The 14655-nt window shown below is 69.5% G+C and carries 14 protein-coding genes; 6 read left to right on the forward strand and 8 right to left on the reverse strand.

From position 1 onward, the window contains the following. A complete protein-coding gene (locus ACZ5J1_RS11330) occupies positions 1-414 on the reverse strand; it encodes a hypothetical protein (RefSeq protein WP_464558798.1) in 414 nt (137 codons plus the stop codon). Next, positions 411-1643, reverse strand: coding sequence for an acyl-CoA dehydrogenase family protein (locus ACZ5J1_RS11335; protein WP_464558800.1), 1233 nt, complete (start codon positions 1641-1643; stop codon positions 411-413). The genes ACZ5J1_RS11330 and ACZ5J1_RS11335 overlap by 4 nt, the downstream gene beginning before the upstream one ends. A 92-nt stretch (positions 1644-1735) precedes the next feature. On the opposite strand from ACZ5J1_RS11335, the gene ACZ5J1_RS11340 reads away from it, so the two are divergent. The 3 genes from ACZ5J1_RS11340 to ACZ5J1_RS11350 all read left to right on the forward strand — a co-directional run bounded on the left by ACZ5J1_RS11340 (position 1736) and on the right by ACZ5J1_RS11350 (position 4561). Beyond that, positions 1736-2446 (forward strand): type 1 glutamine amidotransferase, encoded by a 711-nt coding sequence (locus tag ACZ5J1_RS11340; protein WP_464558802.1) that lies wholly within the window; start codon positions 1736-1738, stop codon positions 2444-2446. Between the two features lie 97 nt (positions 2447-2543). Beyond that, positions 2544-3512, forward strand: a complete 969-nt coding sequence (locus ACZ5J1_RS11345; RefSeq protein WP_464558804.1) for a PDR/VanB family oxidoreductase — start codon at positions 2544-2546, stop codon at positions 3510-3512. Positions 3513-3526: 14 nt separating this feature from the next. Next, on the forward strand, positions 3527-4561 hold the full coding sequence (locus ACZ5J1_RS11350; protein WP_464558806.1) for an aromatic ring-hydroxylating dioxygenase subunit alpha: 1035 nt from the start codon (positions 3527-3529) through the stop codon (positions 4559-4561). 170 nt (positions 4562-4731) lie between these two features. Here ACZ5J1_RS11350 and ACZ5J1_RS11355 read toward each other — a convergent pair whose 3' ends face one another. Next, positions 4732-6012 (reverse strand): cytochrome P450, encoded by a 1281-nt coding sequence (locus tag ACZ5J1_RS11355; RefSeq protein ID WP_464558808.1) that lies wholly within the window; start codon positions 6010-6012, stop codon positions 4732-4734. A 31-nt stretch (positions 6013-6043) separates the two neighbouring features. Continuing rightward, positions 6044-7396 (reverse strand): glutamine synthetase family protein, encoded by a 1353-nt coding sequence (locus tag ACZ5J1_RS11360; RefSeq protein ID WP_464558810.1) that lies wholly within the window; start codon positions 7394-7396, stop codon positions 6044-6046. 123 nt (positions 7397-7519) lie between these two features. On the opposite strand from ACZ5J1_RS11360, the gene ACZ5J1_RS11365 reads away from it, so the two are divergent. Next, positions 7520-8329, forward strand: a complete 810-nt coding sequence (locus ACZ5J1_RS11365; protein WP_464558812.1) for an acetoacetate decarboxylase family protein — start codon at positions 7520-7522, stop codon at positions 8327-8329. A 30-nt stretch (positions 8330-8359) separates the two neighbouring features. Continuing rightward, positions 8360-8857: a MarR family winged helix-turn-helix transcriptional regulator gene (locus ACZ5J1_RS11370; RefSeq protein WP_464558814.1), complete on the forward strand. Its 498-nt coding sequence runs from the start codon at positions 8360-8362 to the stop codon at positions 8855-8857. A 19-nt stretch (positions 8858-8876) separates the two neighbouring features. On the opposite strand, the gene ACZ5J1_RS11375 is transcribed toward ACZ5J1_RS11370, so the two are convergent. From ACZ5J1_RS11375 to ACZ5J1_RS11390, 4 genes are read right to left on the reverse strand one after another with little or no spacing between them, the layout of a single operon-like run. Continuing rightward, positions 8877-9599, reverse strand: a complete 723-nt coding sequence (locus ACZ5J1_RS11375) for a gamma-glutamyl-gamma-aminobutyrate hydrolase family protein (RefSeq protein ID WP_464558816.1) — start codon at positions 9597-9599, stop codon at positions 8877-8879. Positions 9600-9610: 11 nt separating this feature from the next. Further along, on the reverse strand, positions 9611-10471 hold the full coding sequence (locus tag ACZ5J1_RS11380) for a fumarylacetoacetate hydrolase family protein (protein WP_464558818.1): 861 nt from the start codon (positions 10469-10471) through the stop codon (positions 9611-9613). Positions 10472-10482: 11 nt separating this feature from the next. Continuing rightward, the gene (locus tag ACZ5J1_RS11385; RefSeq protein ID WP_464558820.1) at positions 10483-11436 is read right to left on the reverse strand and encodes a DODA-type extradiol aromatic ring-opening family dioxygenase; all 954 of its coding nucleotides are present in this window, start codon (positions 11434-11436) and stop codon (positions 10483-10485) included. Position 11437: 1 nt separating this feature from the next. Continuing rightward, entirely contained in the window at positions 11438-12925 is a 1488-nt protein-coding gene (locus ACZ5J1_RS11390) for an aldehyde dehydrogenase family protein (RefSeq protein ID WP_464558822.1), read from the reverse strand. 202 nt (positions 12926-13127) lie between these two features. Between ACZ5J1_RS11390 and ACZ5J1_RS11395 the strand changes: the two genes are divergently transcribed. Then, the gene (locus ACZ5J1_RS11395; RefSeq protein ID WP_464558824.1) at positions 13128-14648 is read left to right on the forward strand and encodes an APC family permease; all 1521 of its coding nucleotides are present in this window, start codon (positions 13128-13130) and stop codon (positions 14646-14648) included. Positions 14649-14655 lie beyond the last annotated feature (7 nt).

Consider the following 14655-nt stretch of genomic DNA (forward strand, 5'->3'; position numbering starts at 1 on the left):
CTAGTCCGGCCTGCCCAGGCCGGCGAAGATGCCTTCTCCCGGCCGCCAGATCTGCGTCGATCCGTCGGTGAAGCCGGCCAGGGTGGCGACCTCGTCCGCCACCAGGTCATCCGCGCCCGGCTCCAGACCGACCCACGTCCCAGCGAACTCCACCCGGATCCCGTGCCCGACGTCCTCCACCACGGCGGTGACCTCCTGGCCGACCAGGGCCCGGATCGTGTCGGCGTACCCGGCATCGAGGGTTCGCAGGATGCGCCCGCCCTGGCCGACGACCGGCAGGCTGTCCATGCTGAGGAAGGGCATGTGGAAGCTGTCGTCGTTCTCGAAGCGGAGCTGCACGTGCTCGGCACCGAACTCGACCGAGTACAGCCTGCTCCCGATCAGGCGTGGCAACAGCCCCGACGGGTGCGTCATCGGATCGGCGCACCCGAGATCGAGCGCGCGATCACCAACCGCTGGATCTCGGACGTGCCCTCGAAGATCGTGTAGATCTTGGCGTCGCGCGCCCAGCGCTCGACCGGGTAGTCACGGGTGAAGCCGTTGCCACCAAGGATCTGCATCGCCTGACCGGTCACCTTGATCGCGGTCTCGCCCGCGAACAGCTTCGACATCGAGCCCTCGGCGTTCTCGAACTTCTTGCCCTGCTTGGCCATCCACGCCGCGCGCCAGACCAGCAGCCGCGACGCCTCGATCGACGTGGCCATGTCAGCCAGGGCGAAGGCGATCGCCTGGTTCTCGATGATCGGCTTGCCGAACTGCTCGCGGGTCTTGGCGTAGTCCAAGGCCACCTCGTACGCAGCCCGCGCGATCCCGATCGCCTGGGCACCGACGGCGGGACGGGTGCGCTCGAAGGTCGCCATGCTGGCGTTGCCCCGGGCGCCCGTGCCCTCGCGCGCTCGAGCGAGTCGCTGGTCGAGCTTCTCCTTGCCGCCGAGCAGGCAGCTTCCGGGGATGCGGACCTGGTCGAGCACGACCTCGGCGGTGTGGGAGGCGCGGATGCCGTGCTTGTGGAACTTCTGGCCCTGGCTCAGGCCCTTGGTGCCGGGCGGGATGACGAAGGAGGCCTGGCCCCGGGTGCGCAGCTCGGGGTCGACGACCGCGGTGACGACGTGGACGTCGGCGATGCCGCCGTTGGTCGCCCAGGTCTTGGTGCCGTTGATCACCCACTCGTCGGTGGCTTCGTCGTAGATCGCCCGGGTCCGCATCGAGCCGACGTCGGAACCGGCGTCGGGCTCGGAGGAGCAGAACGCGCCGAGCTTGAGGTCGCCCGGGGAGCCGTACATCGCCGGCACCCACTCGGCGACCTGCTCCGGTGTTCCGTTGGCGCTGACACCGGCGGCGGCGAGGGCCGTCCCGACGATGGAGAGCCCGATCCCGGCGTCACCCCAGAACAGCTCCTCCATCGCCACCGGGAATCCGAGGCCTGTCTCGTCGAAGGCCTGCGCGGCGACGAAGTCGACGGAGTAGAGCCCCGCCTTGGCCGCCTCCTCGACGACCTCCCACGGGAACTCCTCCCGCTCGTCCCACTCGTGCGCGGCCGGGCGCACCACGTCGGCGGCGAAGCCGTGCACCCAGTTCCGCAGCTCGATGTGGTCCGGGCCGAGGTCGAAGGACGGCGTCACGGGGTTGCTGGATTCGCTCACCCCGCGAACGTACGGGATCCGCGGCCGCTCCACCTCCAACCCGTCCATCTCGGCGATTGTTTGGGGCCAAACAATTTTGTAGGGTTCCAGGCATGAAGGCCCTGGTCATCGCCCACGATCACGTCTCCCCCATCGGTCCGATCGGAGAGCGCCTCGAGCAGCACGGCTACGAGCTCGTGGTGCACGACGTCGTCTCGGAGGCGAACCACCACAGCCCGTGGGTGGCGGCCGAGTTCCCGCGGTTCACCGACTACGACCTGGTGGTCTCGATGGGAGCGCCGTGGTCGACCTACGACGAGACCACGATCGGCAGCTGGGTGCCGGCCGAGATCGCCGAGCTGCGCGCAGCGGACGAGGCCGGCGTCCCGGTGCTCGGCATCTGCTTCGGCGGCCAGATGCTGGCGACGGCGCACGGCGGCTCGGTCGCCCGCTCCCCGCACCCCGAGATCGGCTGGTCGAGCGTCGAGAGCGACGCCGAGGAGCTCGTCCCGGCCGGGCCGTGGTTCCAGTGGCACTTCGACCGCTGGGCCCTCCCCGCCGAGGCCACCGAGATCGCCCGCAACGACGCCGCCTCCCAGTCGTTCGTGCTGCGTCGCAACCTCGCCGTGCAGTTCCACCCCGAGCTGACCAGCACGATGCTCGAGGGCTGGCTGACCCTCGGCGGCGCCTCGGCCGCCGTCGACTTCGGCCACGACCTGGACGAGCTCGTCACCACGACCCGCGCCGCCGACGAGCGCAGCCGGGCCCGCGCGCACGCCCTGGTCGACGGCTTCCTGACCCACGTCGCCCGGGTGAACGCCTGAAACTCGGCCCCGCCAGACGGTGGACGTGATCCACGACACGGGTTATCGTTTGGATACAAACGACAGTCCGAATGTGATCCGAATGAGTGGTACGACGATGACGCAACCGACCCCGCCGCAGATGACCGAGTTCGAGGCCGAGGTCTCGGTGGCCCACGCCGAGAGCGTGGCCGACGACGTCGTGCTGCTGACCCTGACGGCCGCCGACGGCAGCCCGTTGCCGTCCTGGACGCCGGGTGCGCACATCGACCTGATCCTCGGTGACGACCTGGTCCGGCAGTACTCGCTGTGCGGCACCCCGGCCGACCGCGACAGCTACCAGGTCGCCGTGCTGAAGACCCCGGACAGCCGCGGCGGCTCCGTCGCCGTGCACGCCCTGGGCGCCGGCGACCGGCTGCGGATCCGCGGACCGCGCAACCACTTCCCGCTGATCGCGAGCCGTCGCTACGTCTTCATCGCCGGCGGGATCGGGATCACCCCGATGCTGCCGATGATCGAGGAGGCCGACGCCGCGGGCGCCGAGTGGGAGCTCCACTACGGCGGCCGGTCGACCGACTCGATGGCCTTCCAGGACCTGCTCGCCAAGTACGGCGACCGGGTGCGGCTCGTCCCCCAGGACACCCACGGCCTGATCGACCTGCCCACGCTCCTCGGCACCCCGGCCCCGGGCACGCTGGTCTACTGCTGCGGCCCGGAGCCGCTGCTCGCCGCCGTCGAGTCGGGCTGCTCCCCGTGGCCCTCCAACAGCCTGCACATCGAGCGTTTCGCCGCCAAGGAGCGAGTCGACGACGGCGACGACACCGCCTTCGAGGTGGTCCTCCAGCGCTCCGGCCTCACGCTCACCGTCGAGCCCGGCGTGAGCGTCTTCGACACCATGCGGGCCGCCGGCGCCAGCGTGCTCGGCTCCTGCCTCGAAGGAGTCTGCGGCACCTGCGAGCTCAGCGTGCTCGAGGGCGAGGTCGACCACCGCGACTCCGTGCTCGACGACGACGAGCGAGAGTCGAACGAGTGCATGATGGTCTGTGTCTCCCGGGCCCGCAGCTCGCGGCTCGTGCTGGACGCCTGACCCAGGAGGTCACCATGGTCATCAGCCGCCGTGCAGCTCTGCCGCACCACACCTGGTACGCCGTCGCGGCCTCCGAGGACGTCGGCAGGACGCCACTCGCGCGCCGACTCCTCGACGTCCCGGTGGTGCTCTACCGCACCACCGACGGCCAGGCGGTCGCCCTCGAGGACCGGTGCGTGCACCGCCCCGTCCGACTCAGCGACGGCCGCCTCGACGGCGACCTGCTCCGCTCCACCTACACCGGGTTCGCCTACGACCCCACGGGCAGGTGCGTCGACGTGCCGAGCCAGAGCCAGGTGCCGTACGGCGCCGCGGTCCGAGCCTTCCCGGTGCACGACGACGGCAGCCTGGTGTGGGTCTGGGCCGGCGAGCCCGGCCTCGCGGCCCTGCGCACCCCGCCCGACACCGGCGTCCTGCGCGACGCCGGGTGGACCACCTTCGGCGGGACCCTCGAGACCGCGGCCGGCATCGGCCTGCTGCTCGACAACTTCTGCGACATCACCCACGTCACCCACATCGACTCCGAGATCGCCCCGCCGGTCCTGAGTGCGGGGCCGACACCACCGATGGACGTGGAGGTCACCGAGACCAGCGTGCGGTTCGTCCGCCACTTCCCGACCTCTCCCCTGGCGCCGTACCACTCCCAGGTGCTGCAGCTGCCCGAGAGCGCGTCGTTCGAGCAGGTCGAGACCGGCGAATTCACCAGCCCCGGCTGGTGGGTCGACCGCTGGACCGTGACCCTCGACGCCCAGGCACCGAGCAACCCCACGTTCGTCTTCAGCCACGCACTCGCTCCGGTCTCGGAGTCCCGCACCCGCCACCTGTGGCGGGTCAGCCGGAACTTCGCTCCCGGCGCCGCCGCCGACGGCACGCTGCGCCCGCTCTTCGAGGCGTACTACGGCCGGGTCGGCGCCGTCCTGGAGCAGATGCAGCAGATCCTCGACGAGGAGGGGCCGCGCCCCGAGGTCAACGTCGCCGCCGATGCCGCCGTCAGCCACGTCCGCCGGATCATCGCCCGGATGGTCGCCGAGGAGACCGGTACCGCCTGAGCGCAGCGTTGCGCACCATGTCACCGTGACAGTTCCGAACTGTCACGGTGATGCTTTGCGCTCCAAGTGACATTCCGAAAGTGTCACGCCAGACGGAAACGGTCACGGTGACACTTCGGAAGTGTCACCGTGACCGTTTGCTGCGAGGCCGAGCCTCAGTGGTCGGCTCGTCAGACGGCCGGGGTGATCTTGACCGGGAATTTCTTGATCCCGTTCACGAAGTTGCTCCGGATCCGGGTGACGTCCCCGGCGAGCTCGATCTTCTCGATCCGGGGCAGCAGCTCCTGGAACATCAGCCGGATCTCCAGGCGGGCCAGGGCGTTGCCCAGGCACAGGTGCGGGCTGCCCTTGCCGAACGTCATGTGATCGATGTTCGTGCGGGTGACGTCGATCGAGTAGGGGTTCTCGAAGACCGTCTCGTCCCGGTTGCCCGAGGCGAACCACATCACGACCTTGTCGCCGGCCTTGATCTGCTTGCCACCGAGCTCGAGGTCACGCGTCGCGGTCCGGCGGAAGTGGTAGACCGGGGTGGCCCACCGCAGCAGCTCCTCGACGGCCTCGGGGATCAGCTCGGGCTGCTCCTTGAGCAGCGTCATCTGCTCGGGCTGCTCGATCAGACCGAGCATCGAGTGGCTGATCGCGTGCCGGGTGGTCTCGTTGCCGGCGATGACCAGCAGCGAGAAGTAGTTGTTGAAGTCCTGCGGGCTGAGCGGGATCTGGTCCTCAGGCATCCGGTTGGCCAGGATCGAGACCAGGTCGGTGCCGTCACCGCCGATCCGCTTCTCCTTGAGCTCGTTGCCGTAGTCCCAGACCTCCTGCACGGTGGGCGAGCGGAACGGCAGGTGCCGGTACTTCTCCGACTCCTCCGAGTCCAGCTGGACCTTCGCGTAGTCGGGGTCGGTGTTCGCGACCATCTCGTTGCCCCAGGCGATCAGCTGCCCGGTGTGCTCCGACGGGACGTCGAGGAGGCGGGCCAGCACCTGGATCGGGAAGTCGGCGCTGATCAGCTTGACGAAGTCGATCTCACCGTCGTTCTCCGCCGCGACAGCCAGCGCCCGGTCGACGGTGTCCTTGGTCAGCTGACGCAGGAACGACTCGTAGTTCTTCATCAGGTTGCGCGGGGTGAACTCGCGGTGGATCAGCCGGCGCAGCGCCTGGTGCCGCTCGCCGTCGGTCTCCAGCAACGAGCGACGGAAGTCGGCCAGGTCGTCGTCGATGTCCTCGAGGTTGACGAACTTCTCGGACGTGAACGCGTCCGAGTCGCGGTCGACGGCCCAGATGTCCTCGTACCGGGTGACCGCCCAGAAGCCGGTGCCGTCCTTCTCCTCGGTCCAGTGGACGGGGTCCTCGGCGCGGAGGGTGTCGAGCTGGGCGTAGCCACGCCCGTCGTTGAAGCCGTCGATGTCCGACAGGTCGACCTCAGCGAGGGGAACGGGTGCATGACGCGGCATGGGTGACTCCTTCAAACAATCAAGCGGGCGATCAGATGTGGTACGTGTACTCGTGGAACTCCCAGTCGGTGATCCACGACCGGAAGCGTTCGACCTCGTCACGCTTGTACGCGAGGAAGGCGTTGACGAAGGGCTCGCCCATCAGGTCGGCGATCTCCTTGTCGGTCTCGAGCGCGTCGAGGGCCTGGGTGAGCTCGGTGGGGAGCTTGTCGGCCTTGGTCTCGTCGTAGCCGTAGCCCTCGAGCGGTGCCGGCGCCTCGATCTGGTTGCGGATGCCGAGCAGCGCACCGGCCAACATGCCCGCGATGGCGAGGTAGGAGTTGGCGCTCGCGTCGCCCAGCCGCAGCTCGAGCCGGCTCGCGGCACCGCGCTCCGGGGGGATGCGGACCATCGCGCTGCGGTTGTCCAGACCCCAGTCGATCAGCCACGGCGCGAGGGTGTCGGGACCGAAGCGCTTGTAGGAGTTGACCGTGGGGTTGTTGACCGACGCGATCGCCGGGGCGTGCGCCAGGATGCCGCCGATGGCGTGCAGGGCGATCTTCGACAGGCCGTGCTCGGCCGTCGGATCGTCGAAGACGTTACGACCCTCCGCGTCCACGAGCGAGAAGTGCAGGTGGTAGCCCGATCCGCCCTCGTCGTTGAACGGCTTCGGCATGAAGGTGGCCAGGTGGCCGCGACGGCGGGCGAGCTCCTTGATGGCGTCCTTGAACCGGTGCGCACGGTCGGCGGCGTCGAGGGCGTGGCTGTGCCACAGGTTGATCTCGAACTGGCCCGAGGAGAACTCGTGGTTGGCCGCGATCACGTCGATGTCGTAGTCACCGAGCAGGCGCAGGGACTCCAGCAGCACGTTCTCCGGGTCGCCCTTGCGGCCCGAGGTGTAGACGTTGCCCGTGCCCTCGCCGTAGCGCTGCCAGCCCGAGGCCGACTTCTTCGACTCCTCGAGGACGTAGAACTCCAGCTCCGGCCCGACGATCGGGGTAAGCCCGAGCTCGGCGAACTGCTCGCAGAGCTGGCGCAGCACGTAGCGCGGGCTCTCCTGCGCCGGCGTGCCGTCGGGGTTGAAGACGTCGGCGATGCAGTGCGCGATGCCCGGCTCCCACGGGACCGGCTTCAGGGTGCTCACGTCCGGGAAGGCGAGCACGTCGGGCAGGCCCGCGGAGAGGCCGCCCTCGAAGTCGACCACGCCACCGCGCGGCGTCGTACCGAAGACGGAGCGGCAGAAGGCGACGCCGCTGCCGGTCGTCCGGGCGAGGTGATCGACGAGGACGTCGCGTCCACGGTCGACGCCGATCAGGTCCGCGTATCCCAGCCGGACGACGTCGATGTTGTCGGCCTGGAGCTGCTGCTGTGCCGGCTCGAGGCCGGAGGTGTCGAAGTGAGCCACGGGTGAAGCCTTTCCGAATCGTTTGGATCCGAACAGTAATCCCGGTCCGAGGGGAAAACAAGACTTTCATGTGACCTGGATTACGCGTATCGTACGGACCCAAACGAGATTCAGGAGTTTCGAATGACGCAGATGAACGGCTTCCTCTACCCGCGGACGCAGAGCGGCGCTTCGTCGCTGATCCCCAACCCGCCGTGGTTCTACTCCGGCGACCTGCTCACGGTGGAGTACCGCACGGATCCTGCGAACGTCGAAGCCCTGCTGCCTGCCCCGCTGGACCTCGCCCCCGAGGACCCGGGCGCCGTCGCGCTGATCTGGGCCGACTGGCAGTCGTGCTCCTCCGACCGTCACGAACTCATCGATCCGGTGCTCTCGCAGTACAAGGAGGCGTTCGTCGTCGTGCGCTGCGCGTTCGAGGGCGTGACCTACTCGCGCTGCGTCTTCATCTGGGTCGACAAGGACTTCGCGATCGGTCGCGGCCTGCACCAGGGCTACCCCAAGAAGCTCGGCTCGATGTGGCAGACCCGCCCCCACCCGTTCGCCCAGGCGGCGCCCCAGATCGCCCCCGGCGGCATCTTCGGGGCGACCCTCGCCGCCGGCGACCGGCGGCTGGCCGACGCCGTCGTCACCTTGCGCGAGGAGTCGGAGACCAACGGCTTCGTCAACGGTCACCCGATGGCGCACCACCGCGTCTTCCCCGACATCGCCGGCAACGGTGACGCCTACGCCGAGCTGATCTCGTCGGGCGCCAAGTCGTTCTCCGGCGGCCAGGCCTGGAAGGGCGACGCGGAGCTGAAGCTCTACGAAGCCCCCACCGAGGAGCTCGCCAACCTCACGGTCGACGAGGTCATCGGCGGCTACTACCGCCAGGTCGGTGTCGAGTGGAACGGCGGCAGCACGCTGGCCCACCTCTCCACGCGGGTCGCCGAGTAGTCGGCCGGCGAAGGCCCTAAGGTTTCGGTCATGCCCGACCGCCACACTCTCGCCGAAGCCGAGCGGGCCACCCGCGAGCGGGTCCAGCACCTGCCGCTGGACTTCGCCGCCTCGCACGCACTGCTGAGCCTCTACCGGGCCGCGAACGCCGTGCGGGGACACCTGACCAACTCGGTGCTGCGTCCGCACGACCTGACCTGGACCGGCTTCCTGGTGCTGTGGACGCTGTGGATCTGGGACTCGATGGAGACCCGAGACGTGGCCGAGTCGGTCGGGATCAGCAAGGGCACGCTGACCGGCGTCGCCAAGACGCTGGCCTCGCGCGGCCTGATCGAGCGGATCCCGAGCACCGTCGACCGGCGCCTGGTCAACCTCGAGCTGACCCCGGCGGGCCTCGCCCTGATGGACGAGGTCTACCCGGAGTTCAACAAGACCGAGTCGGCCGTCGTCGGCGGCGTCGACGCGGACCACCTGGTCGTGATGACTGAGGCCCTGCGCGCGCTCGTGGAGACCTCCGAGCAGCTCTGAACGCCGGAGACGGCGAGGGTCAGCGGCGCGCGCTGTCGACCAGCGCGGTGAAGATCGCCAGCTGCTGAGGATCGGTCGCCCAGGTGTCCTCCGGGTGCCACTGCACCCCGAGGAACCACCCCGGCGCGGAGGGGATCTCGACCGCCTCGACGACGCCGTCGTCGGAGCGCGCGACGACCTCCATGCCCTCACCCAACCGGTCGAGGCACTGGTGGTGGTAGCACGAGGCCTCGACCCGCTCCCCCACGATCGCCCCGAGCCGTGAGCCATTCGGGATGGGGAGCGTGTGCAGGTGGTGCCGGTGGTGGCGCATCTCGCCGAAGGTCTCGTCCATGTCCTGCACCACGGTCCCGCCGCGCGCCGCGTTGACCACCTGGAGCCCGCGGCACACGGCCAGCAGCGGCAGACCCGCCTCGAGACTGACGCGGGCCACCGCGAGGTCGAAGGCGTCCTGCTCGTCGTCGACGTCGTAGAGCGTCGGGTGCGGTTCCTGACCCGACCAGTGCGCCCCCAGATCCCCACCGCCCGGCAGGAGTACGCCGTCGGCGACCTGCAGTCGCGCGGCGACCTCGTCGTCGGAGACCTGTCCGTCGGGCGCGTGCGGGTGCACGACCAGGGGTTCGCCGCCGGCGGCGAAGACCGCGGCGATCAGGTTGCGGGACGTCACCTCGGCGCCGTACCGCAGCGCCGAGGCGCTGGCGGAGAACCGGGCGGGGATGAGGATGCGGGGGCGCTCAGCCATGGTGATCGGCGTCAGTGCGTCGGCGGCTGCGGCTTGCGGATGCCGCGCAGCTCCCAGTCGCCACCCTTGGCCGTGGAGAGGACCTCCTCGGACTCGGTCGGCTGGGCGCCGACGTCGGTGCGGATCGGGGTGGGGCCGGTGACGATGTGGTTGCGCAGCGTGCCGAGTCCCTCGACCTCGACCTCGACGACGTCGCCGGGGTAGACGGTGCGCGAGATCGCGGGCGTGCCGGACAGCAGCAGGTCGCCGGGGTGCAGCGTGATGGTGCGAGCGATGTCGGCGACGAGGTAGTGCATGTCCCACTCCATCTCGTCGGTGGTGCCGTCCTGCTTCACCTCCCCGTTGACCAGGGTGCGGATCCGCTTGCCGCGGAAGTCCCAGCCCTCGATCACACCGGGGCCGACCGGGCAGAGCGTGTCGGCGCCCTTGACCCGCAGCATCGAGCCGGAGTCGGTGTCGCGGAAGTCGTGCAGGCCGTAGTCGTTGGCCACCGTGTAGCCGCGGATGTACTCCCCCGCCTCGGCCGGCGAGATGTTCCGCGCGGTCTTGCCGATCACGATGGCGATCTCGCCCTCGTAGTTGAGCCAGTGGCAGCCCTCGGGACGGACCACCGCGGCGTCGTGGCTGTTGAGCGCCGTGACCGGCTTGTGGAAGTACGTCGGCGCGGGCGGCAGCGACGTCCCGAACTCCTGCACGCGGCTGGAGTAGTTGAGGTGGACGCAGATGATCTTCTGCGGCTCCACCGGCGGCAGGTGGGTCGCGTCGGCGATGGCGACGACACGGCCGTCTCCGGCGACGAGGTTGTCGCCGTCGCGGACGACGTCGACGGCGTTGCCGTCCAGGAGGATGCGGCGGGTCTCACGCAGAGTCATGTCAGGGTCCTTCAGCCGGCGGCCGGCACGTCGGGTCCGCCGGACTGGCGGACGAATTCAGGGTCGATCGGAGTGGTCTTGGGGGCAGGGAAGCCGCCGTCGGGGCGGTCGAACCAGAGGTGCACCTGGCCGGTGCCGACGGAGTTCTCGTACTCCCCGAACTGGCGACCGGTGGCGGTGCACTGCTCCTCGCCGAGGGCGCCGATCATCATCAGGTAGTGCATGAACTTGGCCTCGGGCTTGTGCCGGTAGAACTCCGGCATGGTGTCGAGCACCCGGCGGTGGTCGCCGGCCTTGAACCACTCGATCCGCTCGAGGTCGGCGGCGAGGGCTTCCGGCGTGAAGATGTGCTCGTGCCCCGCGGCCTCGTGGTCGCGCAGCTTCCGCAGCGGCCAGAAGGTGTGCGAGAGCGCGCCCGAGGCGATCAGCAGGACCTTGCGGTCGGACTCGGCGATCGCCTGTCCCAGAGCCCGGCCGAGCCGGAAGCAGTCCTCGGCGTCGGCGGTCTGGCAGACCCCGATGGAGATCCACCGCTTGTCGGGCAGACCTTGGCCGAGGTACTCCCACATGTTCGTGGTGGCGTAGAAGATCGGCAGCTGGTGGTCGTCGATCGCGGTGATCCAGGTGGAGTTCTCGGCCGCCTTGCCCGCGATCGCGTGCGCGAGCTCGGGGTCGCCCAGGAAGTCGTACGGACGCCGCTCCATGCCGCGCGGCAGCTCCTCGGAGGTGAACAGTCCGCTGCGTCGGTCCTGCGCCGTGACGACGTACTCGACGGTGGTGGCCCAGTGCGAGTCGAGCACGACGACGGTGTCGTAGTCGAGGGTGTCGAAGACCTCGGCCCGGAGCTCGTGCAGGCCCGAGACCAGCGTGCTGTCCTCGCCGTTGTTGAGCTCGCGGCGGATCTCCTCGGACAGCATGATCGTCGGCACGTGCGCCAGCAGTCCGGCGCCCACCACCTCGCCCATGTCAGGCCTCCTCGCCGGTGGTCCAGCCCTGAGGGCTGAAGACGCTGTTCTTGATGTCGGTGTAGAAGTCGAAGGACCAGATCCCGCCCTCGCGGCCGATCCCGGAGCGGCCGTTGCCGCCGAACGGGGCCTGGAGGTCGCGGACGAAGAAGCAGTTCACCCACACGGTGCCGGCGTCGAGCTGGGCCGAGACGCTCTCGGCGCGCTCCTTGCTGCCGGTGACCAGGGTGGCCGCGAGACCGAACCGGGTGTCGTTGGCCCGACGGACGGCCTCGTCGTCGGTGTCGAAGGACTCGATCGTGACGACCGGACCGAAGACCTCCTCGGTCATGATCTCGGCGTCGGGCTGGGCGTCGACCAGGATCGTCGGACGGAAGTAGAGGCCGCCGAGCTCACGGTTGGGGCCACCGCCGAGCAGCGGACGCGCACCGTCGGCGACAGCGCGCTCGACGAAGCCGCTGATCTGGTCGAAGTGGCGCCGCGAGATGAGCGCCGACACGTCGGTGCCCTCCTCGCGGGGGTCGCCCTGCTGCAGCTGAGCGGCCCCGGCGACGACCCGCTCGGTGAACTCCTCGACCAGCGAGGAGTGCACCAGCATCCGGGCCGCCTTGAGGCAGACCTGGCCGGCGTTGTCGAACTGCTCGACCGCGATCTCGACGGCGAGGTCGAGGTCGGCGTCCTCGAGCACGACCAGCGGCGACTTGCCGCCGAGCTCGTAGGAGAGCGGGACGATGTTCTCGGCCGCGGCCTTGGAGATGACGCCCGCGGTCGGCACCGAGCCGGTGAAGGCGAGCCGGTTGATCCCCGGGTGGGCGGTCAGCGGGGCGCCGGCCTCGGCCCCCGTGCCCTGGACGACGTTGAAGACCCCGGCCGGGACGCCGGCCTCGGCCATGATGTCGGCCAGCAGGCTCGCGGTGAGCGGCGCCCACTCCGGCGGCTTGACCACGACGGTGTTGCCCGCGGCGAGCGCGGGGCCGATCCGCCAGGTGGCGAGCATCAACGGCGCGTTCCACGGCGTGATGATCGCGACCACCCCGGCGGGGTCGTAGCTGATCCGCTCACGGTGGCCGCGTCCGGGCACCTCCATGTCGGGGTGACCGAGCTGGGTCTCGGCGAAGTCGGCGAACGCGCGGAAGTTCATCGCGACGCGCGGCATCACGCCGCGACGGTGGCTGCGGATCAGGGAGCCGTTGTCCCGGGTCTCGACCAGGGAGAGGTCCTCGATCCGGGCCTCGATCCCCTCGGCGACGCGGCGCAGGATCGCGGAACGCTCCGCGACCGGCAGCCCGGCCCAGGCGGGGAAGGCGGCGCGGGCGGCGGCCACGGCGGCGTCGACCTCGGCGGCGCCACCGGCGCTGACCTGAGCGATCTCGGTCTCGTCGATCGGCGAGATGTCGGCGAACGTCGACGCCGAGGCGACGCGCTGCCCACCGATCCAGTGACGAGTGTCGACAGCCACACCTTCGACGGTGGCGATGTGCGTGCTCATGCTGCTCCTCAGAGATCGTTTGGTCCCAAACGTAATTCGAGGAGCAGGCCCCGTCAAGGGCCCATGCGCCCCTGGAGCGCTCGTCGAATCTGCTCCGTTTGGAAACAAACGTTTTACCCCAGAAGGTCTCGACAACTCGTTTGGGTCCGAATATGTTTCTGTAATCCACGTCACACGACGTCATACCGAATCGAGGGACACCATGACTGCAGACCAGGGGGCGCCCGCTCCGGCGCACAGCCTTCCCCCCGACGAGAAGCTGGCAGCCAACCGGCTCGGCATCGCCGGGGTCGTCTTCTTCGTCGTCGCCGCCGCAGCCCCGCTGGTCGGCATGACCGGAGCCGTGCCGATCGCGATCGGCCTGGGCAACGGCGCCGGCACGCCCGGTGCCTACCTCGTCGCCGGGATCGTGCTGCTGCTCTTCAGCGTCGGCTACGCCACGATGAGTGCCCACGTCACCAACGCTGGCGCGTTCTTCGCCTTCGTCGGACGCGGTCTCGGCAGCGTCGCCGGCGTCGCGTCGGCCTTCGTCTCCCTGCTGGCCTACCTCGCGATCCAGCTGGCGATCTACGGCTTCTTCGGTGCCGTGGCTGCCGGCCAGCTCAACGACAAGCTCGGGACCGACTTCTCCTGGTGGGTGTGGTGCCTGATCGCCTGGGCGATCGTCACGGCCCTCTCCATCCTGCAGGTCGACATCGGCGCCAAGGTCCTCGGCGTCCTGATGGGCGTCGAGATCCTGACCCTCGTCATCACCGCCGCCGCGGTGATCATCCAGGGCGGTGGCCCCGACGGCCTCGACTTCGCCGCGTCCTTCGCCCCGTCGAACATCTTCGCCGGCGGCCTCAACGGCGGCGCGGGGATCGCCCTGGCGTTCGCCTTCGCCTCCTACATCGGCTTCGAGGCGACGGCGATCTACGCCGAGGAGACCAAGGACCCCAAGCGCGCCGTCCCGATCGCGACCTACACCGCCGTCATCCTGATCGCGGCCCTCTTCGCCGTCACCTCGTGGGCGATCGTCAGCGGCATCGGTAGCGACAACGCCGTCGAGAACGTCATGAAGCTCTCCTCCGACCTGACCGCACCTGAGCAGGTCGTCTACTCCGTGGCGACCGAGTTCGTCGGCTCCTGGATGGCGACCCTGATGAGCTGGCTGGTGCTGACCTCGCTCTTCGCCGGTCTGCTGGCCTTCCAGAACAGCGCCGCGCGCTACTTCTACTCCCTCGGCCGGGCCCGGGTCCTCCCCCGCGCACTCGACCGGGTGAACAAGCACGGTGCGCCGATCGTGGGTGCCCTGGTGACCTCGGTCATCGCGGCCGCGGTGATCATCATCTTCGCCGTCGCCGACAAGGACCCGGTGACCACGATGTTCGCCTGGTTCAGCGCCCTGGCGGTGCTGGCGATCCTGCTGGTGGAGGCCCTGGTCTCCCTCGCCGTCATCGTCTACTTCCGCAAGGAGCCGCACTGGTGGCGGACCATCACGGCTCCGGCGCTGGCGATCGCCGGGCTCGTGCTCGCCTACTACCTCGTCATGTCCCGCTTCGGCCTCCTGGCCGGAACCGTGGCCGACGGCGTCGACCCGACCGCGCAGACCTTCGGGCTCTCGGCCCTGGGCTGGTTCCTGGTCCTGCTCCCGGTGATCGGACTTGTCCTCGGCGTCGTCGTCGGCATCATCCGCCGGACGGAGGAGGACGCGGTCGAAGCGATGTCGGACGTCGTCCACTGACCTGCGC

The organism is Nocardioides sp. JCM 18999, assembly GCF_055391175.1.

Bases quoted from the DNA above. Each gene is read 5' to 3' on its own strand.
- ACZ5J1_RS11330 (WP_464558798.1), bottom strand. From the start codon at position 414: ATGACGCACCCGTCGGGGCTGTTGCCACGCCTGATCGGGAGCAGGCTG.
- ACZ5J1_RS11340 (WP_464558802.1), top strand. From the start codon at position 1,736: ATGAAGGCCCTGGTCATCGCCCACGATCACGTCTCCCCCATCGGTCCG.
- ACZ5J1_RS11345 (WP_464558804.1), top strand. From the start codon at position 2,544: ATGACGCAACCGACCCCGCCGCAGATGACCGAGTTCGAGGCCGAGGTC.
- ACZ5J1_RS11350 (WP_464558806.1), top strand. From the start codon at position 3,527: ATGGTCATCAGCCGCCGTGCAGCTCTGCCGCACCACACCTGGTACGCC.
- ACZ5J1_RS11355 (WP_464558808.1), bottom strand. From the start codon at position 6,012: ATGCCGCGTCATGCACCCGTTCCCCTCGCTGAGGTCGACCTGTCGGAC.
- ACZ5J1_RS11365 (WP_464558812.1), top strand. From the start codon at position 7,520: ATGACGCAGATGAACGGCTTCCTCTACCCGCGGACGCAGAGCGGCGCT.
- ACZ5J1_RS11370 (WP_464558814.1), top strand. From the start codon at position 8,360: ATGCCCGACCGCCACACTCTCGCCGAAGCCGAGCGGGCCACCCGCGAG.
- ACZ5J1_RS11375 (WP_464558816.1), bottom strand. From the start codon at position 9,599: ATGGCTGAGCGCCCCCGCATCCTCATCCCCGCCCGGTTCTCCGCCAGC.
- ACZ5J1_RS11380 (WP_464558818.1), bottom strand. From the start codon at position 10,471: ATGACTCTGCGTGAGACCCGCCGCATCCTCCTGGACGGCAACGCCGTC.
- ACZ5J1_RS11385 (WP_464558820.1), bottom strand. From the start codon at position 11,436: ATGGGCGAGGTGGTGGGCGCCGGACTGCTGGCGCACGTGCCGACGATC.
- ACZ5J1_RS11390 (WP_464558822.1), bottom strand. From the start codon at position 12,925: ATGAGCACGCACATCGCCACCGTCGAAGGTGTGGCTGTCGACACTCGT.
- ACZ5J1_RS11395 (WP_464558824.1), top strand. From the start codon at position 13,128: ATGACTGCAGACCAGGGGGCGCCCGCTCCGGCGCACAGCCTTCCCCCC.